Genomic DNA, 25,536 nt, shown 5'->3' on the forward strand with positions numbered 1-25,536 from the left:
CTCTTCAAGGAATGATATAATAAAATCAGTTCAATCAATGATCATACTTGGAGGAGAGACTGATGATACGACGACTTGATCATATCGTGTTGACTGTGCAACATATAGAGGACACCATTCGCTTTTATACAAACGTATTAGGAATGAAGGAAGAAACCTTTGGGGAAGGCCGTAAAGCGCTTCGTTTTGGTTTACAGAAAATCAACCTTCATGAAGCTGGTCATGAATATGAGCAGGCAGCGGCTCATCCACTTCCAGGCTCTAGTGATTTGTGCTTTATTACTGATTTAGATATGGACAGTTTGCTGCTGCATCTTCGCAAACAAGTGGTTCCTATTGAAGAGGGACCTGTTAAGCGCACAGGTACATTAGGTCCGGTTGAATCTGTTTATATCCGTGATCCTGATCTGAATTTAATTGAAATATCTCGATATATAGAGGAGGGTGATCCGTCATGACCCGCTTATTTCTGAGACCGATTGAAGAACAGGATTATCCGGGTATTCAAAGAGGATGCCAGCATGCAGAAACACTTTACATGACGGGAACACGAAAAACGTTCACACTAGAAGAAATTCGTTCAGCCTACACCCGATTTTCACAAGATGACAGCAGACGAGATTTCGCCATTTGTCTTTTAGACACGCAAGAAATGATTGGGGATGCGGCGATTGTGGATATTGATCCAATCAATCATACGGCAAGCTTCCGCATTGCGCTTCATGGGCCAGAACATTTCCAAAAAGGCTATGGCACTGAAGCTGTCCGAATGGTTCAAGCATTCGCCTTTGATACATTAGAACTCAACCGCCTTGAGCTCGAGGTCTTTTCCCACAATCCGAGAGCCTTCAGAAGCTATGAGAAAGCCGGATTTCAATATGAAGGAAAAAGGCGACAAGCACTCTATTTCAACGGTGCCTACTCAGATGTGATCATCATGGGCATCCTTCGTGAAGAATACAATCAGATAAATAGTGGAGATGCCCCTGATTAAGAAGGGACATCTTTTTTAAAAAATTGAATCGCTGCGACGATGATCAAACAAATCATGGAAGAGAGAACGATCGAGACGCTTGATATACTAAGCGCCATGCCTTCCCATCTGCCAATAAAGAAACTGGATATCAATAAAACCAATCCAAATAGGATGAAGCATACAGGGAGGATCAGCCCCGCATGACGGTTTCCACCTCTTTTCCCTGCCCACCATGAGAGACACAATACAACCATTGTAAAAATAGCAGTTTGAAGCCAAAACATGTTGTTTCAACTCACTTTCTCTTTTTATTTTATGACGATGGAGGTACTTTCAATGAACATTAGACCCATTGAACAAAAAGACAATCCGTATATCGCAGCGATTATCCGTCAGTCACTAGAATCAGCGAATCTGGCGATTGAAGGAACAGCCTACACTGATCCCCACCTTGACCAGCTACATGAATACTATCAAACATTGACTCATGCAGCCTATTGGGTTGCTGAAGAGAATGGTGACATCGTGGGCGGCGTAGGCATTGCTCCATTTTCGAACGGCATATGTGAATTACAAAAGCTGTATTTGAGCCCAAAAGCACAAGGAAAAGGTGCTGGCAAAAAACTGATGGATACAGCACTTCACTACGCCTCTACATACTATGAAGCATGCTATTTAGAAACCCGCCAAGAATTAACTGCCGCGACTGGCCTTTATCAGCGATATGGCTTTTCTCTTCTTTCAGAGCCGATTGAAGGCTCTGAGCATTCTGCAATGGATGCTTGGTATCTCAAAACCTTCTCATGAGCTGTAAAACAATCGATAGGTTTTTGTCCGCCGAAAGCCTAGCTTTTCTGCTAATTTGATTGAAGTTAGATATAGGACATCGCAATCCCAATGCGGTGTCCTTTTATTTTCAAGACAACTCCTGATCATATGCTGACCCGCCAGCTGTGCTAAGCCTTTTCGCCGCCAGGCTTCCTCTGTCCAAATATCGATTTCCACACGATCTTCACTTGAAAAAATGGAGACACATTCACTCACGACGTCCTCACCATCTAAGATGGCGACTCCAATTCCTTTTGATAGAAAGCGCGCCGCTCTCCCCCAATAGGCTTCGTAATAGCTAGGCGTGAAAGCCTTGCTTGCCTTGATCACCTGTTCATTTGTCCGCTCTACTCTGTAGCCTGAATGAGACGCAGGAACATAAGAATGGACCTCCGAAAAAATGTACGCATGCCTCTCCATCTCATTCAGATGTGATCCAAGATATTTTTTCATCATCACATCTGTTAATTGATTTGCTGAAAATACGGTAAACCGGCCGTTTTGTCTTTTCTGCCTTTCGTAAACATCTACAATGAACGCCGAGCAGTGTGACAGCTCTTCTTCCCTCTTGCCTGCAACATAATAAATGCCGCATGCTGTTTCGAGAAAATAAATACGAGGGTGCATGGTATCATCTACATAAAGATTCCCTTGTACGAAACCGTCCATGACCGCATCTACAAACACTGGATATGCCGGATCGATCTGACGAATCCCTTCTTTTATCGCTGCTGTCCTTTGCTTTTCCAAAAGATACATAGCGTCCCCTTTTCCAAACATCTTCTTTCCTTCCATTATATATAAAAAAATGCACGTATGCAGTGAATCTTTGCAACAAGAAGAATTCTTCTGCATCAAAACAAAATGTCTTCGCATTTGCTTCTATGAATTGCTATGCTCATTGTGAAAGGAGGTTTATGAATGAAACTTCGTTTTATCTGGAATCAAGAAAAGGATGTGACGGAAGTGGACGTCATTAGCCATCCACATAATCAAGAGCGTTTACAAAAAATCGAAGCGTTACTTGAAACGCCTCCTTCTTTGACGGTGAAAGATCCAAAAAACGATCGTCAATCACTTTTACCATTGGAACAAATTGAAGCGATCTCTGCACTAGGACATCTGTCAAAGGTTGTCACTGCCGATGGGAGAACGTATTTTTTAAACAAACGTTTGAAGGACTTGAAATGGTTAGAGCACGAACTTTTCTTCCGTATCAATAATGCGGTCATCCTCAATTTAGCTCAAGTTCACAGTTTTGCAGCTGGTACGTATGCTCGCTTAGAAGTCGAGACTCTCTCGCAAAACAGCTATACAGTCAGTCGACATTACGCAAAATATATAAAGGAGAGATTTCAATGATCAATGAAATGAAAAATCAATTTATGCAAACGTCTTTTGTCTCTATTGTATGGCTGACACTCATCTTGTCACTGACCAATCAATCAGTCACCATCCCTTTTGGATATGTATGGCACATTATCGCTATTGGCACTTTGGCAGGCTTTGTATTTGGTGTCATGTACCCTTTACTATGGAATTATCTTACCTTTCCTGCACCTGTCAATATTCTCATCTCCACCGTAGTCAATTTAGCCTTTCAATTAGGGGCTGTCGCTTTATATTCAACCGATTTACTGCAGTTGATTATGCCCTATTTCATCGCCATTGCTTTTCTGACACTAGCAGGCCATATCATTGCCTTTCTGTTTTACAAAAAGCATCAAAATCAAAAAATGGCACAGGCATTGAATCGTCTGAAGCCGCAGTCATAAAAAAAAGAGACCTCTATCAAGGTCTCTCAGGCTGTCGAGAAAATCTCGGCAGCTTTATTTTTTCCTTAAATTTTCCACCACTCCATTTTATAATAGAGAAAAGCATTCTAAAGGAAGGTGTTTTTCTCATGTTCCACACTAGAAATTCTTCTCCATCAGGTTTGGTGGCGATAGCGAAAAGGTCACACCCGTTCCCATACCGAACACGGAAGTTAAGCTCTTCAGCGCCGATGGTAGTTGGGGGTCTCCCCCTGTGAGAGTAGGACGCCGCCAAGCTTGTATAAGGATCAGTTCCATTCGGAACTGGTCTTTTTTGTTTTTTCTTCTAATAGCATCATGATATATGCTGGGAACTTCTCTTCAGCAATCTCCATGTAGCGTTCGATCATGACGTAATCATCACTAATGTATTGAGATAGCAGTTCGTACCACCATTCTGTTTCATAGCGGGCAATCATACTGAGGTTATACATCAATAAGTAATGGCTGATGATCTCAGGAATCTCCAAAAATGAATCCCGTGTTGACGGAATATACCATTGATTCGCTTCTAAATCATAATGAAGATGAGTAGCGAACGCTGGGTTTTCTTCTAGAGACACATCAAACGCCAGTTTTTTCGCTTCTCTCTGTTTAAGTTTCCAACTTGTGTGGAACTCAAAATATTCAATAAAACGTTCAGCAGACATGTTATAAAGCAATGGAATATGATCTTGAATCATCATTCCATTGTCTTTTTCTACTTTAACTAATGTCGAAGGCTGCTTTTGAAACTCCAGAATATGACCCATTTCAGGTATCTTTGACAGGAGGTGAATCATCGTAAATCGCTCATCTTCAAGTCCATTTAAATGAAATAGATGCTTTAACACATGCATGCATAGTCCATTTCGCTGAATTTTCACTTCATCTTCACTAAAACGGTAGTGCTGCTTCTTTCTCTTTCTCGATGTTACACCGTGTGCCAAAACAGAAGTTTGAGAAGGATAGTAAGGATCAACTGTCAGTAAACATGCCTTTAGCAACTGAGCCATTCCATAAAATAATAAAATGGGCTTCAGTTCGAGTGGAGCGATAGCTGCCTGTTCATAGAATGTATGACCATGCTTTAAAAAATAAATAAACCGTTCACAGTTTTTATAGGCTTGCTGGTTTGCATCTTGAATGCTCCGTTTCTCATATTGTTGATATAGAAACTTTTGGGAAGTTTCGAGTGAGTAAAAACGTTTTAAATCCTTCCATCCTGAACTTTTCATCTTCTTCCTCAACTCTCTTTATATTTTCTAAAAATTGCAACTGTTTGTTGCTTCCTTGACATGCTGTTTGCTAGTTGATAATCTACATATAATATTTTGCCGAAAAGAGGGGGATTTACTAATGTGGGAAAGTAAATTTTCAAAAGAAGGTTTGACGTTTGACGATGTTTTGCTTGTTCCAGCTAAGTCTGAAGTACTTCCGCGTGATGTCGATTTATCAGTTGAGTTAACAAGCACATTAAAACTAAACATTCCCGTGATCAGTGCAGGAATGGACACGGTGACAGAGTCACAAATGGCGATTGCAATGGCACGTCAAGGTGGTCTTGGTATCATTCATAAGAACATGTCTATCGAGCAACAAGCAGAGCAAGTGGATAAAGTAAAACGTTCAGAGCGCGGCGTTATTACAAATCCATTCTTCTTAACACCTGAGCATCAAGTATTTGATGCAGAGCACCTAATGGGTAAATACCGTATTTCAGGTGTACCGATTGTAAATAACATAGAAGATCAAAAGCTTGTTGGTATTATTACGAACCGTGACCTTCGTTTTATTTCGGATTATTCAATGAAGATCAGCGATGTGATGACAAAAGAGGAACTCGTGACAGCTTCGGTGGGTACAACGTTAGAAGAAGCTGAAAAAATTCTACAGCAATATAAAATTGAAAAATTACCTCTTTTAGATGACGAAGGAACGTTAAAAGGTCTCATCACCATCAAAGATATTGAAAAAGTGATCGAATTCCCTAACTCCTCTAAAGATGCACATGGCCGTTTAATTGTTGGTGCTGCTGTTGGTGTCACTGGCGATACAATGACTCGTGTGAGAAAATTAGTCGAAGCCAATGTGGATGTCGTTGTCATTGATACGGCACATGGTCATTCACAAGGTGTTCTAAACACTGTATCGAAAATCCGTGAAACGTATCCTTCTCTTAATATCATTGCTGGAAATGTTGCAACAGCTGAAGCAACTAAAGCATTGTTTGAAGCAGGAGCAGATATTGTGAAAGTTGGTATCGGACCAGGATCTATCTGTACAACACGTGTTGTAGCAGGTGTTGGTGTACCACAAATCACAGCGATCTATGACTGTGCAACAGAAGCAAGAAAACATGGTAAAGCTATTATTGCAGATGGTGGAATTAAATATTCAGGTGATATCGTAAAAGCTCTAGCATCTGGTGGACATGCTGTTATGCTTGGAAGCCTTCTAGCTGGTACATCTGAAAGCCCAGGAGACACAGAAATTTTCCAAGGTAGACGCTTCAAAGTTTATCGCGGTATGGGTTCAGTGGCTGCAATGGAAAAAGGAAGTAAAGATCGTTACTTCCAAGAAGATAATAAAAAATTCGTTCCAGAAGGTATTGAAGGCCGTACACCATACAAAGGACCAGTCGTTGATACAGTGTATCAACTAGTTGGCGGTATCCGTTCAGGTATGGGCTATTGTGGAACACAAGATTTACGCTCTCTTAGAGAAGAAGCACAGTTCATTCGAATGACTGGTGCAGGACTTCGTGAGAGTCATCCACATGATGTACAAATTACAAAAGAATCACCAAACTACACAATTTCTTGATAAATTGTGACAATCAAATTACATTTGACAGGGTCTATGACTCTGTCTATTTTTTTTGTCTTTATTGTGATAAAATTTATACTGTTGTGTTGAAATAAGCCCTTGTGGATTAAATATATATGAAATATGTCGAAAAAAGATGATAACGGAGGTATGACGATTGAACAGCAAGATATTGAAACAGCTTATGGTCTCTATCCTTGCACTGGCATTGATTGTGACAGCATTTACACCAATGTCCAAAGCAAAAGCAGCTGAAGATCCATTCAATGTGAATGCGAAAGCAGCGATCCTAATAGAAGCTTCTACAGGTAAGATTCTTTATAGTAAAAACGCAGAACAAAGACTGCCTATTGCAAGTATGGCAAAGATGATGACAGAGTATCTATTACTAGAGGCGATTGCTGAAGGCAAAGTGAAATGGGATCAAACGTATACGCCAGATGATTATGTATACGAAATTTCTCAGGACCGCAGTTTATCAAACGTTCCTTTGAGAAAAGATGGCTCGTATACAGTGAAAGAACTTTATCAAGCAACGGCTATTTATTCGGCAAATGCAGCAGCAATTGGCTTAGCAGAAGTGATTGCTGGATCAGAATCGAAGTTCGTTGAAAAAATGAACGCCAAAGCAAAAGAACTAGGTTTAACAAACTACAAATTCGTGAATGCAACTGGTTTAGAAAATAAAGACTTACATGGCAAACAGCCAAAAGGTACAGGTACTGATGAAGAAAGTGAAGTATCTGCGAAAGATATGGCATTGCTTGCACAGCATCTCATCAAAGACCATCCAGAAATCCTTGAAACATCAAGTATTGCGAAAACAAAGTTCAGAGAAGGCACAGACGATGAAATGGACATGCCTAACTGGAACTTCATGCTTAAAGGACTTGTGAAGGAATATGAAGGTGTAGACGGTCTAAAAACAGGTTCTACAGATTCAGCTGGTTCTAGCTTCACAGGTACGGCTAAACAAGGTGACATGCGTGTTATCGCAGTGATCTTGAATGCGAAAGGTAATCTTCATACAGCACGTTTCGACGTGGCGAAAAAACTGTTCGACTATGCGTTTAAAAACTTCACGATGAAAGAAATGTACAAAAAAGGTCAACAGATCAAAGGACATGAAAACATCGAAGTCGACAAAGGCAAAGACAAAGAAGTACCCGTCGTTACGAAAGAAGCATTCTCTGTGCCAGTCAAAAATGGCGACGAAAAGAGCTTTAAAGCAAAAGTAAATATCGAGAAAACGAAACTCGAAGCTCCTATTAAAAAAGGAACGAAGGTTGGCATGCTGACGACTTCTTACTCAGGTGATGAGAAGGACTACGGCTATTTGAATAAAGATCAATCAGGTGTTGAGCTTATAACGAAAACAGGCGATGAAAAAGCAAACTGGTTCATCCTTGCAATGCGTGGCATAGGTGGATTCTTCGCTGGCATTTGGGGCGGAATCGTTGACACAGTAAAGGGTTGGTTCTAATAAAAAACTGCTCTCTATACATGAGAGCAGTTTTTTATCGTTAAAAGAAAAGAGATTGTTTGTGATTTTGAGGAGTGGACAAGGCTTGCTGAAAAATACCACATAATTTTTCCACGCCCTCTATCAGCGCCTTTTCATTCACATAAGAAAAGCTAAGGCGGATATAGTTTTGCTTCGGCTCTCCAGGATAGCACACAGAGCCAGGCAGAAAGGTGATTTGCTGTTTGCGTGCCTCATGCAGAAGTGCACGTGTATCGACCCAGGAAGGAAAGCTAAGCCATAAATTGAGTCCACCCTGAGGAATTTGCCACGTCACATCTTTTGGTGCATGCTTCGATAATACATCTATCATTAAATCACGCCTCACCATTAAGGCGGTTCTCAGCTTTTTCGTATGATCAATCATTTTCTTTGAAGTCAGAAATGGCAAAATGGCTTTTTGTGTGAGAAGAGGGCTGCCTAAATCATTATTGGCCTTTGCAGCTAATAAACGATTAAATATCGAGCCTGAAGCAGTGATAATCCCAATTCTGCATCCTGGAGCAAGTGTTTTACTTAAACCTCGTAAATAAATGACGTGTCCATCATGATCCAGACTTTTAATAGGTGCTGGCGGCTTCTTTTCGAAATATAGCTCACGATAAGGATCATCCTCTACAATGAGACAATCAATACTTTGAGCCAGTGAGAGAAGTTGTTTTCTGCGTTTCATTGACATACTGGCGCCTGTCGGACTGTGGAAAGTAGGAATCGTGTAGATGAGCTTTGGTTTATATTTATCACAAATGCTTTGAAGCTGCTTCATGTTCATTCCTTCATGATCAACAGGGACTGTAATAATTCTTGCCCCTCTGCCCATAAAGACATCAATGGCGCCTGGATAGGTTGGTGCCTCCATGACAACTACATCATCAGGACCGATAAACGCACGTGCAACCAAATCAAGCCCTTGCTGAGAACCACTAGTTACAAGAATATTTTCAGGAGTAGAAGGCACATCCAATTTTTCTAAAAAAGACTGAATGACTTGCCGAAGCTGAAGATCCCCTTGAATTTCTCCGTACTTTGACATGATTTGAGGATGTCTGGCTAGGACATGCTGCATTTCTTTTTCTAAATACCGGTTTGGCAAAAGCCCTGGATCGATCATAGAGGAAGAAAGGTTGATCGCTTCTTCGACATAGTGATACTGAGCAAATTGAGACCGTGGTAAATAATCCGGGATAGATAACTGCCAATCAAAAGAGGTAGATGACGGAACTGGAATTTCTGACTGCTTTTGCAGCTCATCCACAAACGTCCCTTTTCCTTGCACAGTCGTTAAATATCCGTCGTCCTTCAGCCGAGTGTATGCCTTTGCTGCCGTGACAAGACTCACATTCAACTGCTTTGCTAAATCACGTACAGTTGGCAGCTTATCTCCCTGTTGAAGCAAACCCGATTGGATATGATCAATGATTGAAAAGTAAATCTGATTCGAAAGTGATGTATCAGAATGTCGATGGATATCAATATGCATGAGAAACCTCCATTGCGTGCAAAATTGTTATACATGAATTTGAATTGTTATAGTTGCATTATAGCATGTAAATGATACTTCAAAGAAAGAATGACATATTTTTAGCAAGTAATCGTTTATATACAAGGGGTTAAGCCTTTTTGTTGGCTGATTGAATTGTTATACTATTCTCTTTATTGTTATACTGTCTCGCATGTATGATAAAGGGGTAAATCAATCGAATTGACAAATGGGAGGAAACTATTGTGAGCAATAAGGGAACTGAACGAGTGAAACGTGGAATGGCAGAAATGCAAAAGGGTGGCGTCATTATGGATGTCGTCAACGCTGAACAGGCAAAGATCGCAGAAGAAGCAGGTGCGGTGGCAGTTATGGCACTAGAACGAGTTCCAGCTGATATTCGTGCAGCCGGCGGTGTTGCCCGTATGGCAGACCCAAGAATCGTAGAAGAAGTACAAAATGCAGTAACGATTCCAGTCATGGCAAAAGCACGTATCGGCCATATCGTCGAGGCTCGTGTCCTTGAAGCACTTGGTGTTGATTATATCGATGAGAGTGAAGTGCTGACGCCCGCAGATGAGGAATTCCATTTAAATAAAAATGAATACACAGTACCTTTTGTCTGTGGTTGCCGTGATTTAGGTGAAGCAACCCGTCGTATTGCAGAAGGAGCTTCTATGCTTCGTACAAAAGGAGAGCCTGGAACAGGCAACATTGTAGAAGCTGTCCGTCATATGAGAAAGGTCAATGCTCAGATTCGTAAAGTGGCAGCAATGAGTGAAGATGAACTGATGACAGAAGCGAAGAACCTAGGAGCACCGTATGAATTATTGCTTCAAATCAAAAAAGACGGCAAACTCCCAGTTGTGAACTTTGCAGCGGGAGGCGTTGCGACACCAGCAGATGCTGCGTTAATGATGCAGCTTGGAGCAGACGGTGTATTTGTTGGATCTGGTATCTTTAAATCAGACAATCCAGCGAAATTTGCAAAAGCAATTGTTGAAGCAACGACTCACTTCACAGATTACGGTCTCATTGCAGAGCTATCAAAAGAGCTTGGAACAGCCATGAAAGGAATTGAAATCTCAAATCTACTGCCAGAAGAGCGTATGCAAGAGCGTGGCTGGTAATTAAGGGAGCGCAAACGAACATGCTAACAATTGGTGTACTAGGGCTTCAAGGAGCTGTGAGAGAGCATATTCAATCGATTGAAGCCTGTGGCGCAGAAGGGAAGATCATCAAACGAGCAGAAGAGCTAGTATCTGTTGACGGTCTTATTATCCCTGGTGGAGAAAGCACGACGATGAGAAGACTCATGGATACGTATCAATTCATTGAACCGATCAAAGCGTTCGCTGCAAAAGGGAAACCGATTTTCGGGACTTGTGCCGGTTTGATTATGCTGGCAAAGCATATAGAAGATCGAGATAATGCTCATCTTGGACTGTTAAATGTATCTGTTGCACGGAATTCATTTGGCAGACAGGTAGACAGCTTTGAAGCAGATTTAGAAGTAAAAGGACTGGATGCCCCGTTTACAGGAGTGTTCATCCGTGCGCCTCATATCATCAGTGCAGATGAGAGCGTAGAGGTCATGGCTGAATATGATGGTAGGATTGTGATGGCGAAAGAAAACAATATCTTAGGCTGTTCTTTTCATCCAGAGCTGACAGACGACCACCGATTAACACAACTGTTTGTTGAAATGGTGAAGACCTATAAAACGAAGCTCGCTGTATAAAACGGTTGAAAAGAGATAAAACTTATAGTACATTAAAATCACAATCAAAGATCGAAAAAGCGTTGACGGGAAATAGTAAGAAGCCCCTCTTTCTCAGAGAGCCGATGGTTGGTGCGAATCGGTGAAAGATGCAGTCTGAATCCATCCTTGAGCGAAATGCTGAAACACGAGAAGTAAGCATTTACGGTGATACCGTTACAGAGGAAAGAGGAAAGCATGCTTCTGCATGTTTTCAATCAGGGTGGCAACGCGAGAGCTCTCGTCCCTTTCATGGGATGAGGGCTCTTTTTATTTTTCGATAAAAAAAGGAGTGTTACACATGCTGGATATTAAACAACTGCGCACGGACTTTGATCAAATCAAAGAAAAACTAGCACACCGTGGCGAAGATTTAGCGGATTTTGATAAGTTTGGTGAGCTGGATCAAAAAAGAAGAGAACTAATCGGAAAAACAGAAGTATTAAAGAGCCGAAGAAATGAAGTATCACAGCAAGTGGCTGTTCTAAAAAGAGAAAAGAAAGACGCCGATCACATTATTCAAGAAATGCGTGAGGTAGGAGATGAGATTAAGAAGCTGGATGATGAGCTAAGAACAGTAGAAGAAAGCTTGCAGCACATCTTATTCTCTATTCCGAATATCCCGCATGATACGGTACCAGTTGGGGAAACAGAAGATGACAACGTGGAAGTGCGAAAATGGGGCGAACAGCCGGCATTCTCTTTTGAGCCAAAGCCACATTGGGACGTAGCGGATGAGCTAAACATTCTCGATTTTGAACGCGCAGGCAAAGTTACAGGAAGCCGTTTTGTTTTTTATAAAGGGCTTGGCGCACGCTTAGAGCGCGCACTATATAACTTTATGCTCGATTTACACGTAGATGAGTTTGGTTTTACTGAAGTGCTCCCACCTTACATGGTCAATAGAGCAAGTATGACAGGGACTGGGCAGCTTCCAAAATTCGAAGAGGATGCCTTTAAAATCCGTGAAGAAGATTATTTCCTCATTCCAACAGCCGAAGTACCTATTACCAACATGCACCGTGATGAAATAATTGAAGGGGAACAACTGCCAATCAATTATGCAGCATTCAGTGCTTGCTTTAGATCAGAAGCTGGATCTGCCGGCAGAGATACACGTGGACTCATCCGTCAGCATCAATTTAATAAAGTAGAGCTTGTGAAATTTGTTAGACCTGAAGATTCTTATGAAGAATTAGAGAAACTAACAAATCAAGCAGAAAAAGTCCTACAACTACTAAACCTACCATACCGTGTCATGAGCATGTGTACCGGAGATTTAGGTTTCACAGCTGCGAAAAAATACGACATCGAAGTATGGATTCCGAGCCAAGATACGTATCGTGAAATTTCTTCTTGCAGTAACTTCGAAGCGTTCCAAGCAAGACGCGCAAACATTCGATTCCGTCCAGAGCCTAAAGCCAAGCCAGAGCATGTGCACACATTAAATGGATCTGGTTTAGCAGTAGGAAGAACCGTAGCGGCTATTTTAGAAAACTATCAACAAGAGGACGGCACTGTGATCATTCCTGAAGTACTGCGTCCTTATATGGGAAATAAAGAAGTAATGAAATAAGATGCCGCTATGGCATCTTATTTATTTTTACCAAAAGTCCTACAGTTTTCCTAAATTTAGCCGATAGAAATACTAAAAGCTTCTAGGAAAGAAGGAATAACCTTGAATAGGCTTGACTATTATGTTGAAATGGCTCAATTAGTTAGAAAAGTTCTAGATGAAAGTATTCTTTTCGGCATCACTGATACAGAAAAGGTGCTTTGCTACTATCCGTCTAACACAATAGATTTTGGCATGAAGGTTGGGGACCCATTGAACCCAGAAGACCAAAACGTGGCGACGACATTAAGAGGACAAGAATATGACGGTCATTTACCAGAGTCTTTATATGGTTATGAAATTGCAGTAAAAGGTTACCCGATTTTCGATGAAAATAGAAAAGTAATTGGCTCTTTTTTAGTGGCATTTTCACATCATCGTGAAAAGAAATTAAGCGGTTATATGGAGCATATCAATGGTGTAGCAAAAGAACTCCAAAGTGGAATTGAGCAAATTGCTGCGCATTCACAAGAGCTAGCTGCCACAAGTTTAGAAATAAGTGAACAGGCAGGAAGAGCGGAAGAGAAATCAGCAAACATTGAAGAAGTCGTCAAAACCATTGGCGGTATTGCTAGACAAACCAACTTGCTAGGCCTAAATGCTGCAATTGAAGCAGCAAGGGCAGGAGAGAATGGAAAAGGGTTTGCTGTCGTGGCTGATGAAGTTCGTAAATTATCAGATGGCTCAAAGGAAGCGGCGGAAACCATTAATACCTTCTTAAAAGAGATCCAAGACAGCATTGGTACATTGTCTGAAAATATCTCACAAATCAGCAGCTCAACAAATGAACAAGCCAAACAAGTGACAGATTTTACGAAAATTATCGAATCATTAAATGAGTTTAAAGAAGAGATGAATCATTTTATTGAAGAGATTAGACAGGATACAAAATAGATCAAGAGCAGCCGTCGATGGCTGCTTTTTTATGGGTAGATTTCATGGCAAAATAACTTATTGAATTTTTTTTCGAAAAGATGTTGACTTGAAATAAAACGATATGGTATATTAATTCTTGTCGATACGGAGGAATACCCAAGTCCGGCTGAAGGGATCGGTCTTGAAAACCGACAGGGGTGTCAAAGCCCGCGGGGGTTCGAATCCCTCTTCCTCCGCCATATTGATTTTTTACCTTAGTTGAATTGAAACGCAAGCATAAAAATTGGAATTGTCAAACCGCTGCATTCGCGAATGCAGCGGTTTTTTTTATTTTGTTTTAGAGCGATTTTTTTGAATGACAGAAGCTATTTCATGAAGAATGGGATCAAGTGAGCTTTCATCATGAAGTAAGTCGTAATCTTCAATGTTAATTTTAATCACTGGACATAAATCGAATTGTTCGATCCATTCTGTGTATCGAGTGTACATTTCTTCCCAATAGGCTCGGTCCGTTTGAGTTTCCATCTCTCTGCCGCGTTCCTCGATACGATGTAAAATATGATTTAAATCCCCGTGTAAATAGATGAGAACATCAGGGTGAGGGAAGTAAGGTGTCATCACCATTGCCTCGAATAGACTTGTATACGTTTCATAATCTACTTCAGACATCGTACCTTTGTCCGCATGCATTTTTGCGAATATGCCCGTGTCCTCATAAATTGAACGATCTTGCACATATCCTCCACCAGATTCAAAAATCCGCTTTTGTTCCTTAAAACGCTCCGCAAGGAAATAGACTTGTAAATGGAAGCTCCATCTTTGAAAATCAGAATAAAAGGGCTCTAAGTATGGGTTATCATCTACTTTTTCAAGAGAGGTTTGAAAGCCTAGCTTGTCCGCTATCGTTTTAGTCATAGTTGATTTTCCGACACCAACAGTCCCGGCAATTGTGATCACTGCATCTTTTGGTATTTCGATATTGTTCATAGCACTTGCTCCTTTATGTTCTGTACAATTTGCTGGTAATCTTGCTGTGAGGAAACGAAGTCTGTATGATCTCCTTCAATTGTAATGATAGGAAGCCCTGGGTCAGTCTGTTTTAAATGTTCAATGGCCAGCTCATAATCTTCAATGAGTGTTTTTAAATAAGCTGGGTCAATGTCTTCTTCAAAAGAGCGTCCTCTCATCTGTATTCTTTCAAGTAAGGTAGGAAGGCTGGCTTTTATATAGATGATGGCATTGGGTTTAGGAAGATCATCTGTTAGCAAGTGATAGATCTTTCTGTATTTGTCCATGTGCTTTTTCGATAATGTTCTTTCTGCAAATATCATATTTTTATATACATGATAATCAGTGACAATCGGCTGCTGATGATTCACATAGTTTTCTTGAATCGATTCTAACTGTTTGAACCGATTGCATAAAAAGAACATCTCAAGCTGAAAGCTCCATTGTTCCATATCTTCATAAAATTTATCTAAGAATGGATTTTCTTCTACAATCTCTTTTACTAAAGGAAATTGAAATTCCTTCGCAAGCATTGTAGCCAAAGTTGTTTTTCCGGCTCCAATTGGGCCTTCCACTGCAATAAAAGGGGCAGGATACATAGGCGTTCTCCTCTATCTATAAAGTTGTCAAACCAATGTATATTGTACCATACCCCTTCCGAGAGATAGAGCGAACGGATTACGATGTCGTTCTTTTTTCAATATTAAATTGATCTGATAATAAGAGCCAATTTTGAGGGAAGGATAGACCTAATTTCCAATAAGCAATCCCGTTCAAGCTTAACTCTTTGATGAGGTTGAACTTTGCTTGAATCGATCTAGCATCTTCGAACCATACTTCGTGCTCTTTATTATTGGCATCTGTATAACGAAAATAAGGTGCTTGAGCTGTTTCGTCATATAGAATGGAGGCATTATTATTTCTAGCAATGGCAATCGCTTGTTGGGGACTGACAGCTTTAGCGATAGGCCCGCCTTGAACGTAAGGAAGCGTCCAATCATAGCCGTATAAGTTCTGGCCCATAACAATTTTATTGGCTGGCATAACGGTCAGTGCATATTCAATGACTTCGCGGACAGGTCCAATGGGAGAGACTGCTTGCGCAGGGCCGCCGCTGTATCCCCATTCGTAGGTCATTAAGACAACATGATCGACGATATTCCCAATAGCTCCATAGTCATGAGCCTCATACCATTTTCCCTTTTGCTGACTACTTGTTTTAGGGGCAAGTGCAACAGATATTGTCCATCCTTCTTGATGGAAGCGGGTCGTTGCCTCTCTTAAAAATTGAATGTAAGCCTCTTTATCAGCGGGGCGTAAATATTCAAAATCAAAATGGATTTCTTTAAATTGATACTTTTTTGCAATACGAACGATTTCATTTAAAAATGTGGCTTTGACAGATTGGTTATTCAAAAGAATTCGCCCAAGTTCATCACTGAATTTATCATTCTCTAGATTAGTCACCACCATGGATAAAACAGTTCTGCTTTGAGCGGCTATTTGAGGTAGCTGATCTAATGGTGGTTCTTTCAGTGTTCCATCTCTTTGCGCTTGGAAACTAAAAGCGCCTAAATGCGTTAAATATGGAGAGGCCTCTCTAGCTGCTTGTTTTAAGTTTTCACTCACTTGATTTCCCCGTGGTTCAATGTAAGCATTCGAATTAATGTTCCTTTTAGGTCTTTGAGGAATATAGAGCAAGAAGCGAATAGGAAGTATGGCTTCAGGCCGTATTCTATTCACACGTGCCAGCTCTTCTACTGAAATTCGAAATCGCCTTCCAATTTGATAAAGTGTGTCATTTTGTTTGACCTCATAAAATTGTCCTCTAATTGGAATGACAATTGTTTGTCCAATGACGAGTTGATTTGGTGTTTCAATATCGTTGGTCCGGATGATTTCATTGACTGTTGTTTTAAAACGCATGGCAATTTCGTTTAAAGTATCTCCTCTTTTGACAACATAAATTTGAATAGTCAACGCCCCCTTTGTTATTGCTAACAATTTATGAGGGTTATGGATAAATCATGTTTGATTTTCATTCGTGATCTCTTTAGCAGTGGTGATTTTTGCAAGTAGAACGTTTTCCATCATCGTTAAAGCATATTCGTTGTCTCTGTCGTCATTTGATGCGATACAATCTTTAGGTACAATTAAGTTGTATTCTCGCATGTATGCGTCATTTGCAGTGAATAGAACGCAAATGTTTCCTGCAATTCCGGTCAAAATGATGTCTTGTACACCTAATTCATTTAAGAGTGTCTCTAATGCAGTACCATAGAAGGCAGAATGCTTCGGTTTAATTAAGAAATAATCATCTTTTGATGGTGCCATTTTCTCTAAAATAGCGGAGCTTCTCTCGTTTTTGCATGTTTCCATCACAGCTTGAATATCAGCCTTCCAGAGACCATAGTGGTCGTTGATATAGATGATCGGCCAATTTTCCTTGAAAGCATGATCTTTAAGAGCTAAAATCTTATTGGTCATTTGCTCTGTTTTATCAGCGAGTACATGTCCCATTTCAAAGTCAAAATTATTAATCATGTCAATAATCAGCAGTGCCTTTTGGTGCTTTTGCAAAGTAAGACCCCCTTTAAAAGATTGTGCTAATATGTTAACCTCAATATCCTTTTAAAAAACATGAAAAGAGAGCCGTGCTATGACGAGAGATGAACAGTTTATGCAAGAAGCTATTTCTGAAGCCTTAAAAGCAGAACAAATAGGAGAAGTACCAATCGGTGCCATCATCGTTGTTGATGACCAAATTGTGAGCCGCGCTCATAATTTAAGGGAAACAGAGCAACGTTCAATTGCGCATGCAGAATTACTTGCTATTGATGAAGCGTGTAAAACAACTGAAAGCTGGCGTTTAGAAGATGCTGTACTTTATGTGACGCTTGAACCATGTCCTATGTGTGCGGGAGCGATTGTTCTTTCTAGAGTGAAAAAGGTCGTTTTTGGTGCATACGATCCAAAAGGTGGATGTGCAGGTACTTTAATGAATTTACTGGATGATGAACGATTCAATCATCAGTCTGAAGTCATTGGTGGTGTACTTGAAAATGAGTGTGGTGAGTTGCTAAGTCAGTTCTTCCGAAATCTCCGTCAACGAAAGAAACAAGCCAAAAGTAAATGAATGGATGACGTTTGCAATTTCGACTATAAGAAGGTATACTTATGTCTGCGTCACTAACAATTTAATATTCATTTTGCCGTGCTAAGCGGGGAGGTAGCGGTGCCCTGTACTCGCAATCCGCTCTAGCGAGGCCGAATCCCTTCTCAAGGTTCGTTTACTTCAAGGTCTGCCTTAAATAAGTGGTGTTGACGTCTGGGTCCTGCGCAATGGGAATTCATGAACCATGTCAGGTCCGGAAGGAAGCAGCATTAAGTGAAACCTCTCATGTGCCGCAGGGTTGCCTGGGCCGAGCTAACTGTTTAAGTAACGCTTGGGGTAGCGAATCGACAGAAGGTGCACGGTAAATCAATATTAAATGTAACTCATCTAGTTAATCTAGGTGAGTTTTTTGTTGCTGTTTAAAGAATAATTCAGCTGCTTTTTTTATACAAATAGCCAAAAAAACATTTTAGAGTCCTTTTTGTTTTTTATTTTCGGAATGAGAACGAGTGTTCTTATTGGTTTTGTAGATCAATTCGAACATCTAAAAAACAGGTTTTTGATTCATAGAAAGTAGAAAACCTATAGTTGAAATCATCATTTTCGTTTATTAGAAAATAAAGGTGTGCTTTTGAATTGATCGGTGCATCATGTATAATAAAAAAGATGATAAATGGAGGAGGGCGTATTTGTGAGTTATCAAGCTTTGTATCGAGTGTTCAGACCTCAAGTTTTTGAGGATGTTGTTGGACAAGAACACATCACAAAAACGTTGCAAAATGCCCTTTTGCAGAAGAAGTTTTCTCATGCTTACTTATTTTCAGGTCCTAGAGGAACAGGTAAAACAAGTGCTGCTAAAATCTTTGCGAAGGCAGTGAACTGTGAAAAGTCACCTGTGAGTGAACCTTGTAATGAATGTGATGCTTGTAAAGGGATTACAAACGGCTCAATTTCAGATGTGATCGAAATAGATGCTGCCTCAAACAACGGGGTAGATGAAATCCGTGATATACGTGATAAAGTGAAATTTGCTCCTTCGGCTGTTACATATAAGGTTTATATTATAGATGAAGTACATATGCTCTCTATCGGGGCGTTTAATGCCCTTCTTAAAACGTTAGAGGAGCCGCCTGCTCATTGTATCTTTATTTTAGCTACCACAGAGCCTCATAAGATTCCTCTTACGATCATATCTCGTTGTCAGAGATTTGATTTTAAACGAATCACGACAAAAGATATTGTTGGAAGAATGCAGAAAATTGTAGATGCAGAAAGCCTAAATGTACAAGAGGGCTCGCTCGAGATTATCGCTAGTGCAGCTGATGGCGGTATGCGTGATGCATTAAGCCTCTTAGATCAAGCCATTTCGTTTAGTGGTGAGCAACTGACAATTGATGATGCGCTGCTCATTACAGGAGCTGTTTCTCAGCAATTCATTAGTCAGTTAGCCGAAGCAATTTTTGATCAAAATATTGCCGTGGCGTTAGATACCTTAAATGAATTACTTCAGCAGGGGAAAGATGCTGCTAAATTAATAGAGGACATGATTTTTTACTTTAGAGATATGCTGCTTTATAAAACAGCACCAGATCTGGAAGGGGTCCTTGAAAAGGTAAAGGTCGATGAAAATTTCGTGACGCTTTCGGATCGTGTGACACCTCAATTTCTATATGAAACAATTGAAGTGCTGAATAAAAGTCACCAAGAAATGAAGTGGACGAATCATCCAAGGATTTTCTTTGAGGTAGCTGTTGTCAAGCTATGTCAGGCAACGGCTGGAATACCACAAGCTCATGCTAACGCTGATTTAACGACGCTAACGGATAAAATAGACAGGTTGGAACAGGAGCTATCTAGGATCAAAGCTGAGGGTGTGCCAATGTCTCATTCTCAACATCCTCAAGAAAAAAAGGAAGCACCTCGACCACAAACGAGTAACAAAAATGGATATCGTGCACCTGTCGGCCGAATTCACGAGATTCTAAAAGAAGCAAAACGTCCAGAGTTAGAAAAAATTAAAGGCAAATGGGGAGAACTCCTTGCCCACTTGAAACAGCAGAATAAGGTGTCTCACGCTGCACTATTAACGGATAGTGAACCAGTTGCTGCGGCTACTCATGCCTTTGTTTTAAAATTCAAGTTTGAAATACATTGTAAAATGGTTGCTGAAGATAAAAGCGGTGTTCGAACTAACCTTGAGCAGCTACTAGAGTCTATGTTAGGGAAAAGAGTGGAATTAGTTGGCGTTCCTGACGCTCAATGGGGTAAAATAAGAGAAGAATTTTTAAGAGATCATCAGCCAGATGAACAGGCAGATGGTCAGGGGACTCCTGCTGAAGAGGATCCATTGATTGCAGAAGCAAAGAAGTTAGTAGGAACCGATTTAATTGAAATTAAAGATTAATAAAAATGAAAGAGAGTGGTGTTCATATGCGCGGTGGAATGGGAAATATGCAAAAAATGATGAAACAAATGCAAAAAATGCAAAAGGATATGGCTAAGGCTCAAGAAGAGCTTGCAGAAAAAGTCCTTGAAGGTACAGCTGGTGGCGGTATGGTCACTGTAAAAGTAAATGGACAAAAAGAAGTTGTCGATGTAGCAATTAATGAAGAAGTTGTTGATCCAGAAGATATCGATATGCTTCAAGATCTTGTACTTGCAGCGACAAATGATGCATTGAAAAAAGTTGATGAGTTAACAAATGAAACAATGGGTCAATTCACAAAAGGAATGAACATGCCAGGTTTATTCTAGGAGGAATAACTGAAGATGCAATATCCTGAACCAATATCAAAGCTGATTGATAGCTTTATGAAATTGCCAGGAATCGGACCGAAAACTGCGGTCCGTCTGGCTTTTTTTGTTCTTAGCATGCAGGAAGATGTCGTGCTAGATTTCGCGAAGGCGCTTGTTAATGCAAAGCGTAATTTAACTTATTGCTCAGTATGCGGCCATATCACAGATCAAGATCCTTGCTATATTTGTGAAGATACAAGAAGAGATCAATCTGTTATCTGTGTAGTACAAGATCCAAAAGATGTGATCGCAATGGAAAAGATGAAAGAATACAACGGCTTATATCATGTCCTTCATGGTGCTATTTCGCCAATGGATGGTATTGGTCCAGAGGATATTAAAATTCCTGATCTGCTAAAAAGATTGCAAGACGATCAAGTGACAGAGGTAATCCTTGCAACCAATCCCAATATTGAAGGAGAGGCTACAGCCATGTATATCTCTAGATTGTTGAAACCATCAGGAATTAAACTCTCTCGTATTGCTCACGGACTACCAGTAGGTGGAGACTTAGAGTATGCAGATGAAGTCACACTGTCTAAAGCTCTAGAGGGCAGACGTGAGATGTAGGAAGGAGAAGTACGGTACATGGGTTTTCTTCGCAGAAAATCAATTCGAAAAGAATTCGATGAGAAATTAATTCAACAGCTTTTTAAGCAAAAGGAAGAATGGAACAGACAAAAAAAGCTTGTCGCAAATAGCGTTGAGCCTTCACCGGACATTCTATTCGAATTAAAGCTTGCTCAAGCGAAGTACTTTTTCTATCTAAGAGAAGCGAAAAAGAGAAATTTACGTTTAAACAACTGGAGATAGCAGGTCTATTTTACATAGTCCTCTCATATGCTTGTACTATTCATATGAAGAGGAGATGAGAGGATTATGGAACCTGTTATTGTGATCGGGTCAATTTTGCTAGCTGTACTATTGTTGTTTATGTCAGGTGTTCAAGCGAACCCCTTCAAGTGGTTAGGGCTAATTGGAATAAAGTTTGTGGCAGGTGCTCTATTTTTATTTTGTCTTAATCTATTTGGAGAGAGTCTAGGATTACATGTATCTATTAACCCTGTAACAAGTGGCATCAGTGGTTTATTGGGCATTCCAGGCGTAGCAGCTTTAGTTGTAATTGAAAAATTTATTATTTAATGAGAAATATTGTTGACTTTGATTCTGTATGGTGGTAAATTAATATACGTCGCTGATGACGAAGAAACGAAAAAACATAATAGCAAAAAAAGTTGTTGACATTAACAATTTAAATATGGTATGATGTTCTAGTCGCTTCTGAAGCGGTAAACAAGTTCTTTGAAAACTAAACAAGACAAAACGTACCTGTTAATTCGAGTTTTTATAAAAAATCCTATGATGTTTCATAGGTAGTCAGTCAAACGCTGACGAGGCAGGAAATGATCACATGCTAAGTTCGCTACATCGTGTAGCAACGCATGTGTGATATGCATCCTGCATACCTCGGAGAGTTTGAAAGCCACTACTTCTAATTGATTTCTTCTTTCTTCTTCACGTTTCGATAACATGTTTATCCCCCACAGATTATTGTTATTACCCTTATTATACAAAAAAGCTTGTAGACTTTGTCTACAAGCTGAAACCTGTCCCATAGAGGGACAGGTTTTATTGATCTTATTTTCCGATGAATTGCTGCGTCCAGTAGTTACCAGATTTCACATAACCAACACCGATATGTGTATAGTTTTTGTTTAAGATATTGGCTCTATGACCTTCACTGTTCATCCAAGCAGTTACCACTTCTTGAGGAGATCTTTGACCTTGGGCAATGTTTTCACCTGCTGTTTTGTAAGTGATCCCGAATTGCTTCATTTGATCAAATGGAGATCCGTAAGTTGGGCTTGTGTGAGAAAAGTAGTTTTTATCTTTCATATCTTGAGATTTTGCGCGAGCAGATTTGCTTAATTTTGAATCAACAGAAAGTGCTTTTAATCCTTGCTTTGCACGCTCTTTGTTTGTAAGCTCAACGACTTCTTTTTCAAATGCATTCAAGCTGCTGTCAGCTTTTGTTGCCGTTGTGTCTTTTTGGTCAGCTTTTGTATTGTTATTTGTGTTTTGTTTTGCTGGCGTACTTGGTTTAGAAGCAGTAGGTTTTTTCACTGATTCTTGTTTTTGTTCATTTTTTGCTTTGTTTACTTCTTTCACCACTTTTGTGCCAGTAACAGGTTGACCGCTTTTGATCAACTTGTTTAAAAGAGCTTCGATCTCTTTTTGATTCGACTTGCTTAGCTTGTTTACATCTGAAGAGATATGTAATTTTGCAGCTAATGTATGAAGATCAATGGTTTGATGCTGTACTTGTATCACTTGTTTCAGGTTAAGCTCCTTCGCATCAGCTGAATGTCCCCCAGTGAACGTGATGAGTGCAGCAGCCGTTAGCGCTGAAAAAAAGAATGATTTCTTCTTCATATTGTAACTCCTCCTAAAATCTTTGTTTTGTTTTCTCACAGAAAATCATAACATGGACTTTTTGTTATAAACGTACCAGCATCCTCCATTGACAATGCCTGTTTGTCATTTTTGTTAAAGTCACAAAAAAACCCGCCTCATATCAAAGGATAGGGAATTCTACCATTTAATGAAAACGACATAAACATACCAATATTTTAAAGTGTTAGTATATTTTTTTGCATAATAGGGATTGACAGCTTTTTTTCACTTGTTTCGCTGTAACAACTATTACAAAAGTGTTACAATAATGAGTGGTAATTGTAAAAGATTGAAAGGATGAGAGGAGCTACATAAGTGGGAGAGAAACAGCATCAAGGTGGTGCCGAGCAGAAAAAAATCAAGCGCCGGAACGCCTGGAGGATTAATCTCTTTTTCTTCGCTGTCTTTAGTTTATTTGCTGTACTTGTGATCAAGCTTGGTGTGCTGCAGATCGTCAATGGTGAGGATTATAAAAAGCAGGCAAACCGAACAGAGGTCAAAACAGCATCATACCCGTCTCCGAGAGGAAAAATGTATGACGCGAGAGGAAGAGTCGTTGTTGATAATGAAAGTGTACCTGCCATCGTTTATACATCAGAAAGCGGTGTGAAAGCGGAGGATAAGATTAAAGTAGCAAGAAAACTTGCGACTTATATAAAAATGGATACTAATTTTTTAAGAGAGCGTGATATTCGAGATTTTTGGCTGGCAAGCCATCCGAAAGAAGCGGATAAGCTCATTTCAAAAGCAGAGCAAAAGAAACTTAAAGCAAAAGATGTCTATCCGCTCCAAGTCGAGCGCGTGCCTAAGGAAGAGGTCAAGTCGATCGAAAAAAATGCAGAGGAAAAAGCAGTTGCAGCGATCTATCGCAGGTTTACAGGCGGATATGCCTTTGAGCCTCAAATCGTGAAAGCAATGGACCCAAATGAAGAGAAAAAAGGGGACGAAAAAGTTGCTTTACTCGATGAAACAAAAGAGTCTAAGCAGACATCATCTGTCAGTTTGACCTATGAAGAGATTTCACTTGTGTCAGAGCATCTTGATGAACTACCTGGTGTGAATGTCATCAATGATTGGACAAGAAAATATCCTTATGAAAAAACTCTTTATAATGTACTTGGCGGTGTGACCACACCAGAGCAGGGGATTATCAAAGAGCGTGAAGATTACTATATGGCAAGAGGCTACTCACGTAATGACCGGGTAGGAAAGAGCTATTTAGAGTATCAATACGAGGATTTTCTGAACCCAGAGAAAGCGACCGTTCAGTATACGCAGGTTGGCGGGAAACTGCTCGATGAAATCAAGCGGACAGAAGGACGAAGAGGACTTGATCTTGCACTCACATTTGATATGGAGCTGCAAAAGGAAGTCGACAAAATCGTTGAATCAGAGCTAAGATCCGCTAGTGCAAGAAACTATATGATGGATCGTGCCTTTGTTGTGATGATGGACCCTAACACAGGTGATGTTCTCGCGATGTCAGGGAAGAAAATGGACGGCAGAGACGTCACAGATTATGCCATCGGAACATTTACGACCCAGTATGAAATGGGCTCTGTAGTCAAAGGAGCCACAGTACTCGGCGGTTATCAGGACGGAATGTCGCACAACCAATCCTATATGGATACACCGCTCTTTTTTGCAGGAAGTGGAAAGCCCAAGAAGTCTTACAACGATCTGGGGTGGGTCAACGATCTGCGAGCACTCCAAAAAAGTTCGAACGTCTATATGTTTCATGTAGCGATGAGAATGGCAGGTATTACCTATCAACAGAATGGTCCATTACCAGCAAGACCTGAGCATCTGCAAAAAATGAGAAACTACTATGCGCAATTCGGTCTTGGCGTGAAAACAGGGATCGATTTGCCGCAGGAATCAAGCGGGATGCAGACACATCCGAAGACGGTCGGCGGACTTTTGCTCGATGAAGCAATTGGCCAGTATGACACGTATACACCGCTTCAAGTGGCGCAGTACATGTCGACGATCGCCAATGGTGGAAATCGCGTACAGCCAAGAGTAGTGAAAAGCGTTCACCTTCCAACGAAGAAGGATGAAGTCGGCCCAGTTGTGAAAAAATATGAGCCGAAAGTGCTGAATACGATTAACAACTCGAAAGCAGATATTGACCGCGTCAAAATGGGGCTGAAAATGGTCACATCGACCGGCGGTACTGCCGCAGGCCGCTTTGGTCAGCATGATGTCGCAGGAAAAACAGGCACAGCCCAAACCTTCTACTATGGTGCCAACCGCAGCTGGTGGGGGAATGCCACGTACAATTTAACCTTTGGAGGATATTATCCATCGTCCAATCCAAAAGTGGCTTTTAGTGTCGTGACACCTTATGTCTCAGACAAAGATTCCGTCATTAAAACCATCCCAAGTAAAATTGTTGATAAGTACGTTGAATTACAAAAGAAATACGAAAAGCAGTAAACAGCAGAGAGCACAGCAAGAGAATGTGCTCTTTTTTGCTGAAAAT

The 25,536-nt window shown here is 40.4% G+C and carries 27 protein-coding genes, 1 tRNA gene, 1 rRNA gene, 1 other RNA gene, 1 pseudogene and 1 other annotated feature; of the genes and pseudogenes, 21 read left to right on the top strand and 10 right to left on the bottom strand.

Annotated features, from left to right (window positions below):
• The first annotated feature begins 62 nt into the window (after positions 1-62).
• The gene (locus GPS65_RS18525) at positions 63-458 is read left to right on the top strand and encodes a VOC family protein (protein WP_012009034.1); all 396 of its coding nucleotides are present in this window, start codon (positions 63-65) and stop codon (positions 456-458) included.
• A complete protein-coding gene (locus GPS65_RS18530) occupies positions 455-994 on the top strand; it encodes a GNAT family N-acetyltransferase (protein WP_144482381.1) in 540 nt (179 codons plus the stop codon). The genes GPS65_RS18525 and GPS65_RS18530 overlap by 4 nt, the downstream gene beginning before the upstream one ends.
• Here the strand turns inward: GPS65_RS18530 and GPS65_RS18535 are convergent.
• Entirely contained in the window at positions 991-1,260 is a 270-nt protein-coding gene (locus GPS65_RS18535; protein ID WP_012009032.1) for a YesK-like family protein, read from the bottom strand. The genes GPS65_RS18530 and GPS65_RS18535 overlap by 4 nt on opposite strands.
• Positions 1,261-1,312: 52 nt before the next feature.
• Between GPS65_RS18535 and GPS65_RS18540 the strand changes: the two genes are divergently transcribed.
• A complete protein-coding gene (locus GPS65_RS18540) occupies positions 1,313-1,783 on the top strand; it encodes a GNAT family N-acetyltransferase (RefSeq protein WP_144482380.1) in 471 nt (156 codons plus the stop codon).
• Here the strand turns inward: GPS65_RS18540 and GPS65_RS18545 are convergent.
• Positions 1,778-2,563, bottom strand: a complete 786-nt coding sequence (locus GPS65_RS18545; RefSeq protein WP_144482379.1) for a GNAT family N-acetyltransferase — start codon at positions 2,561-2,563, stop codon at positions 1,778-1,780. The genes GPS65_RS18540 and GPS65_RS18545 overlap by 6 nt on opposite strands.
• Before the next feature lie 162 nt (positions 2,564-2,725).
• Here GPS65_RS18545 and GPS65_RS18550 point away from each other — a divergent pair, with 162 nt between their 5' ends.
• The 3 genes from GPS65_RS18550 to rrf all read left to right on the top strand — a co-directional run bounded on the left by GPS65_RS18550 (position 2,726) and on the right by rrf (position 3,855).
• A complete protein-coding gene (locus GPS65_RS18550) occupies positions 2,726-3,166 on the top strand; it encodes a LytTR family DNA-binding domain-containing protein (RefSeq protein WP_012009029.1) in 441 nt (146 codons plus the stop codon).
• On the top strand, positions 3,163-3,579 hold the full coding sequence (locus GPS65_RS18555; RefSeq protein WP_088000215.1) for a hypothetical protein: 417 nt from the start codon (positions 3,163-3,165) through the stop codon (positions 3,577-3,579). The genes GPS65_RS18550 and GPS65_RS18555 overlap by 4 nt, the downstream gene beginning before the upstream one ends.
• 160 nt (positions 3,580-3,739) lie before the next feature.
• A 5S ribosomal RNA gene (gene rrf, locus GPS65_RS18560) occupies positions 3,740-3,855 on the top strand.
• A gap of 11 nt (positions 3,856-3,866) precedes the next feature.
• On the opposite strand, the gene GPS65_RS18565 is transcribed toward rrf, so the two are convergent.
• On the bottom strand, positions 3,867-4,835 hold the full coding sequence (locus GPS65_RS18565) for a YaaC family protein (protein WP_119124310.1): 969 nt from the start codon (positions 4,833-4,835) through the stop codon (positions 3,867-3,869).
• A 121-nt stretch (positions 4,836-4,956) separates the two neighbouring features.
• Between GPS65_RS18565 and guaB the strand changes: the two genes are divergently transcribed.
• Both guaB and GPS65_RS18575 read left to right on the top strand, forming a co-directional pair.
• A complete protein-coding gene (guaB, locus tag GPS65_RS18570; RefSeq protein WP_012009055.1) occupies positions 4,957-6,423 on the top strand; it encodes an IMP dehydrogenase in 1,467 nt (488 codons plus the stop codon).
• Positions 6,424-6,583: 160 nt separating this feature from the next.
• Positions 6,584-7,909: a D-alanyl-D-alanine carboxypeptidase family protein gene (locus GPS65_RS18575; protein ID WP_012009056.1), complete on the top strand. Its 1,326-nt coding sequence runs from the start codon at positions 6,584-6,586 to the stop codon at positions 7,907-7,909.
• 40 nt (positions 7,910-7,949) lie between these two features.
• Here the strand turns inward: GPS65_RS18575 and pdxR are convergent, their stop codons facing one another.
• On the bottom strand, positions 7,950-9,428 hold the full coding sequence (pdxR, locus tag GPS65_RS18580; RefSeq protein ID WP_012009057.1) for a MocR-like pyridoxine biosynthesis transcription factor PdxR: 1,479 nt from the start codon (positions 9,426-9,428) through the stop codon (positions 7,950-7,952).
• Between the two features lie 245 nt (positions 9,429-9,673).
• Between pdxR and pdxS the strand changes: the two genes are divergently transcribed.
• From pdxS to GPS65_RS18605, 5 genes and pseudogenes are all read left to right on the top strand, one after another.
• The gene (pdxS, locus tag GPS65_RS18585) at positions 9,674-10,558 is read left to right on the top strand and encodes a pyridoxal 5'-phosphate synthase lyase subunit PdxS (RefSeq protein WP_012009058.1); all 885 of its coding nucleotides are present in this window, start codon (positions 9,674-9,676) and stop codon (positions 10,556-10,558) included.
• A 20-nt stretch (positions 10,559-10,578) separates the two neighbouring features.
• Positions 10,579-11,169, top strand: coding sequence for a pyridoxal 5'-phosphate synthase glutaminase subunit PdxT (gene pdxT, locus GPS65_RS18590; RefSeq protein ID WP_012009059.1), 591 nt, complete (start codon positions 10,579-10,581; stop codon positions 11,167-11,169).
• A 53-nt stretch (positions 11,170-11,222) separates the two neighbouring features.
• Positions 11,223-11,439, top strand: a binding site (T-box leader).
• Positions 11,440-11,488: 49 nt separating this feature from the next.
• On the top strand, positions 11,489-12,763 hold the full coding sequence (gene serS / locus GPS65_RS18595; RefSeq protein ID WP_012009060.1) for a serine--tRNA ligase: 1,275 nt from the start codon (positions 11,489-11,491) through the stop codon (positions 12,761-12,763).
• 597 nt (positions 12,764-13,360) lie between these two features.
• Positions 13,361-13,696 (top strand): annotated as a pseudogene (locus GPS65_RS19915) (methyl-accepting chemotaxis protein); the annotation flags it as partial.
• A gap of 128 nt (positions 13,697-13,824) precedes the next feature.
• Positions 13,825-13,917 (top strand) — tRNA-Ser (locus GPS65_RS18605).
• 88 nt (positions 13,918-14,005) lie between these two features.
• Here the strand turns inward: GPS65_RS18605 and GPS65_RS18610 are convergent.
• From GPS65_RS18610 to GPS65_RS18625, 4 genes are all read right to left on the bottom strand, one after another.
• The gene (locus GPS65_RS18610) at positions 14,006-14,665 is read right to left on the bottom strand and encodes a deoxynucleoside kinase (RefSeq protein ID WP_012009062.1); all 660 of its coding nucleotides are present in this window, start codon (positions 14,663-14,665) and stop codon (positions 14,006-14,008) included.
• Positions 14,662-15,285, bottom strand: coding sequence for a deoxynucleoside kinase (locus tag GPS65_RS18615; RefSeq protein WP_012009063.1), 624 nt, complete (start codon positions 15,283-15,285; stop codon positions 14,662-14,664). The genes GPS65_RS18610 and GPS65_RS18615 overlap by 4 nt, the downstream gene beginning before the upstream one ends.
• 79 nt (positions 15,286-15,364) lie before the next feature.
• Complete coding sequence (locus tag GPS65_RS18620) at positions 15,365-16,612, bottom strand: glycosyl hydrolase family 18 protein (protein ID WP_238389173.1); 1,248 nt, start codon at positions 16,610-16,612, stop codon at positions 15,365-15,367.
• Between the two features lie 99 nt (positions 16,613-16,711).
• Positions 16,712-17,266 carry a cysteine hydrolase family protein gene (locus tag GPS65_RS18625; RefSeq protein ID WP_012009065.1) on the bottom strand — a complete coding sequence of 185 codons (555 nt, stop codon included), beginning with the start codon at positions 17,264-17,266 and terminating at the stop codon, positions 16,712-16,714.
• A gap of 79 nt (positions 17,267-17,345) precedes the next feature.
• Here GPS65_RS18625 and tadA point away from each other — a divergent pair, with 79 nt between their 5' ends.
• The 7 genes from tadA to GPS65_RS18660 all read left to right on the top strand — a co-directional run bounded on the left by tadA (position 17,346) and on the right by GPS65_RS18660 (position 21,740).
• Positions 17,346-17,822: a tRNA adenosine(34) deaminase TadA gene (gene tadA / locus GPS65_RS18630; protein ID WP_012009066.1), complete on the top strand. Its 477-nt coding sequence runs from the start codon at positions 17,346-17,348 to the stop codon at positions 17,820-17,822.
• 76 nt (positions 17,823-17,898) lie between these two features.
• An RNA gene (ffs, locus tag GPS65_RS18635) (signal recognition particle sRNA large type) lies at positions 17,899-18,163 on the top strand.
• A gap of 329 nt (positions 18,164-18,492) precedes the next feature.
• Entirely contained in the window at positions 18,493-20,205 is a 1,713-nt protein-coding gene (gene dnaX, locus GPS65_RS18640; RefSeq protein ID WP_012009067.1) for a DNA polymerase III subunit gamma/tau, read from the top strand.
• A 26-nt stretch (positions 20,206-20,231) separates the two neighbouring features.
• Positions 20,232-20,555 (top strand): YbaB/EbfC family nucleoid-associated protein, encoded by a 324-nt coding sequence (locus GPS65_RS18645; protein ID WP_008342011.1) that lies wholly within the window; start codon positions 20,232-20,234, stop codon positions 20,553-20,555.
• Between the two features lie 15 nt (positions 20,556-20,570).
• Entirely contained in the window at positions 20,571-21,167 is a 597-nt protein-coding gene (recR, locus tag GPS65_RS18650) for a recombination protein RecR (RefSeq protein ID WP_003218094.1), read from the top strand.
• Positions 21,168-21,185: 18 nt separating this feature from the next.
• Positions 21,186-21,410 carry a YaaL family protein gene (locus tag GPS65_RS18655; protein WP_003218088.1) on the top strand — a complete coding sequence of 75 codons (225 nt, stop codon included), beginning with the start codon at positions 21,186-21,188 and terminating at the stop codon, positions 21,408-21,410.
• A gap of 66 nt (positions 21,411-21,476) precedes the next feature.
• Entirely contained in the window at positions 21,477-21,740 is a 264-nt protein-coding gene (locus tag GPS65_RS18660) for a pro-sigmaK processing inhibitor BofA family protein (protein WP_012009068.1), read from the top strand.
• A 224-nt stretch (positions 21,741-21,964) separates the two neighbouring features.
• Here GPS65_RS18660 and GPS65_RS18665 read toward each other — a convergent pair whose 3' ends face one another.
• Both GPS65_RS18665 and GPS65_RS18670 read right to left on the bottom strand, forming a co-directional pair.
• Positions 21,965-22,129, bottom strand: a complete 165-nt coding sequence (locus GPS65_RS18665; RefSeq protein WP_161985466.1) for a hypothetical protein — start codon at positions 22,127-22,129, stop codon at positions 21,965-21,967.
• A gap of 106 nt (positions 22,130-22,235) precedes the next feature.
• On the bottom strand, positions 22,236-23,030 hold the full coding sequence (locus tag GPS65_RS18670) for a CAP domain-containing protein (protein ID WP_012009765.1): 795 nt from the start codon (positions 23,028-23,030) through the stop codon (positions 22,236-22,238).
• A 336-nt stretch (positions 23,031-23,366) separates the two neighbouring features.
• Between GPS65_RS18670 and GPS65_RS18675 the strand changes: the two genes are divergently transcribed.
• Positions 23,367-25,490, top strand: a complete 2,124-nt coding sequence (locus tag GPS65_RS18675) for a peptidoglycan D,D-transpeptidase FtsI family protein (RefSeq protein ID WP_012009766.1) — start codon at positions 23,367-23,369, stop codon at positions 25,488-25,490.
• The last annotated feature ends 46 nt before the right edge of the window (positions 25,491-25,536 follow it).

Origin of the sequence: Bacillus pumilus (assembly GCF_009937765.1) — a bacterium.
Lineage (GTDB): Bacteria > Bacillota > Bacilli > Bacillales > Bacillaceae > Bacillus > Bacillus pumilus_O.

Bases quoted from the DNA above. Each gene is read 5' to 3' on its own strand.
- GPS65_RS18525 (WP_012009034.1), top strand. From the start codon at position 63: ATGATACGACGACTTGATCATATCGTGTTGACTGTGCAACATATAGAG.
- GPS65_RS18530 (WP_144482381.1), top strand. From the start codon at position 455: ATGACCCGCTTATTTCTGAGACCGATTGAAGAACAGGATTATCCGGGT.
- GPS65_RS18535 (WP_012009032.1), bottom strand. From the start codon at position 1,260: ATGTTTTGGCTTCAAACTGCTATTTTTACAATGGTTGTATTGTGTCTC.
- GPS65_RS18540 (WP_144482380.1), top strand. From the start codon at position 1,313: ATGAACATTAGACCCATTGAACAAAAAGACAATCCGTATATCGCAGCG.
- GPS65_RS18545 (WP_144482379.1), bottom strand. From the start codon at position 2,563: ATGTATCTTTTGGAAAAGCAAAGGACAGCAGCGATAAAAGAAGGGATT.
- GPS65_RS18550 (WP_012009029.1), top strand. From the start codon at position 2,726: ATGAAACTTCGTTTTATCTGGAATCAAGAAAAGGATGTGACGGAAGTG.
- GPS65_RS18555 (WP_088000215.1), top strand. From the start codon at position 3,163: ATGATCAATGAAATGAAAAATCAATTTATGCAAACGTCTTTTGTCTCT.
- GPS65_RS18565 (WP_119124310.1), bottom strand. From the start codon at position 4,835: ATGAAAAGTTCAGGATGGAAGGATTTAAAACGTTTTTACTCACTCGAA.
- guaB (WP_012009055.1), top strand. From the start codon at position 4,957: ATGTGGGAAAGTAAATTTTCAAAAGAAGGTTTGACGTTTGACGATGTT.
- pdxR (WP_012009057.1), bottom strand. From the start codon at position 9,428: ATGCATATTGATATCCATCGACATTCTGATACATCACTTTCGAATCAG.
- pdxT (WP_012009059.1), top strand. From the start codon at position 10,579: ATGCTAACAATTGGTGTACTAGGGCTTCAAGGAGCTGTGAGAGAGCAT.
- serS (WP_012009060.1), top strand. From the start codon at position 11,489: ATGCTGGATATTAAACAACTGCGCACGGACTTTGATCAAATCAAAGAA.
- GPS65_RS18610 (WP_012009062.1), bottom strand. From the start codon at position 14,665: ATGAACAATATCGAAATACCAAAAGATGCAGTGATCACAATTGCCGGG.
- GPS65_RS18615 (WP_012009063.1), bottom strand. From the start codon at position 15,285: ATGTATCCTGCCCCTTTTATTGCAGTGGAAGGCCCAATTGGAGCCGGA.
- GPS65_RS18620 (WP_238389173.1), bottom strand. From the start codon at position 16,612: ATGCGTTTTAAAACAACAGTCAATGAAATCATCCGGACCAACGATATT.
- tadA (WP_012009066.1), top strand. From the start codon at position 17,346: ATGACGAGAGATGAACAGTTTATGCAAGAAGCTATTTCTGAAGCCTTA.
- GPS65_RS18645 (WP_008342011.1), top strand. From the start codon at position 20,232: ATGCGCGGTGGAATGGGAAATATGCAAAAAATGATGAAACAAATGCAA.
- recR (WP_003218094.1), top strand. From the start codon at position 20,571: ATGCAATATCCTGAACCAATATCAAAGCTGATTGATAGCTTTATGAAA.
- GPS65_RS18655 (WP_003218088.1), top strand. From the start codon at position 21,186: ATGGGTTTTCTTCGCAGAAAATCAATTCGAAAAGAATTCGATGAGAAA.
- GPS65_RS18660 (WP_012009068.1), top strand. From the start codon at position 21,477: ATGGAACCTGTTATTGTGATCGGGTCAATTTTGCTAGCTGTACTATTG.
- GPS65_RS18665 (WP_161985466.1), bottom strand. From the start codon at position 22,129: ATGTTATCGAAACGTGAAGAAGAAAGAAGAAATCAATTAGAAGTAGTG.
- GPS65_RS18670 (WP_012009765.1), bottom strand. From the start codon at position 23,030: ATGAAGAAGAAATCATTCTTTTTTTCAGCGCTAACGGCTGCTGCACTC.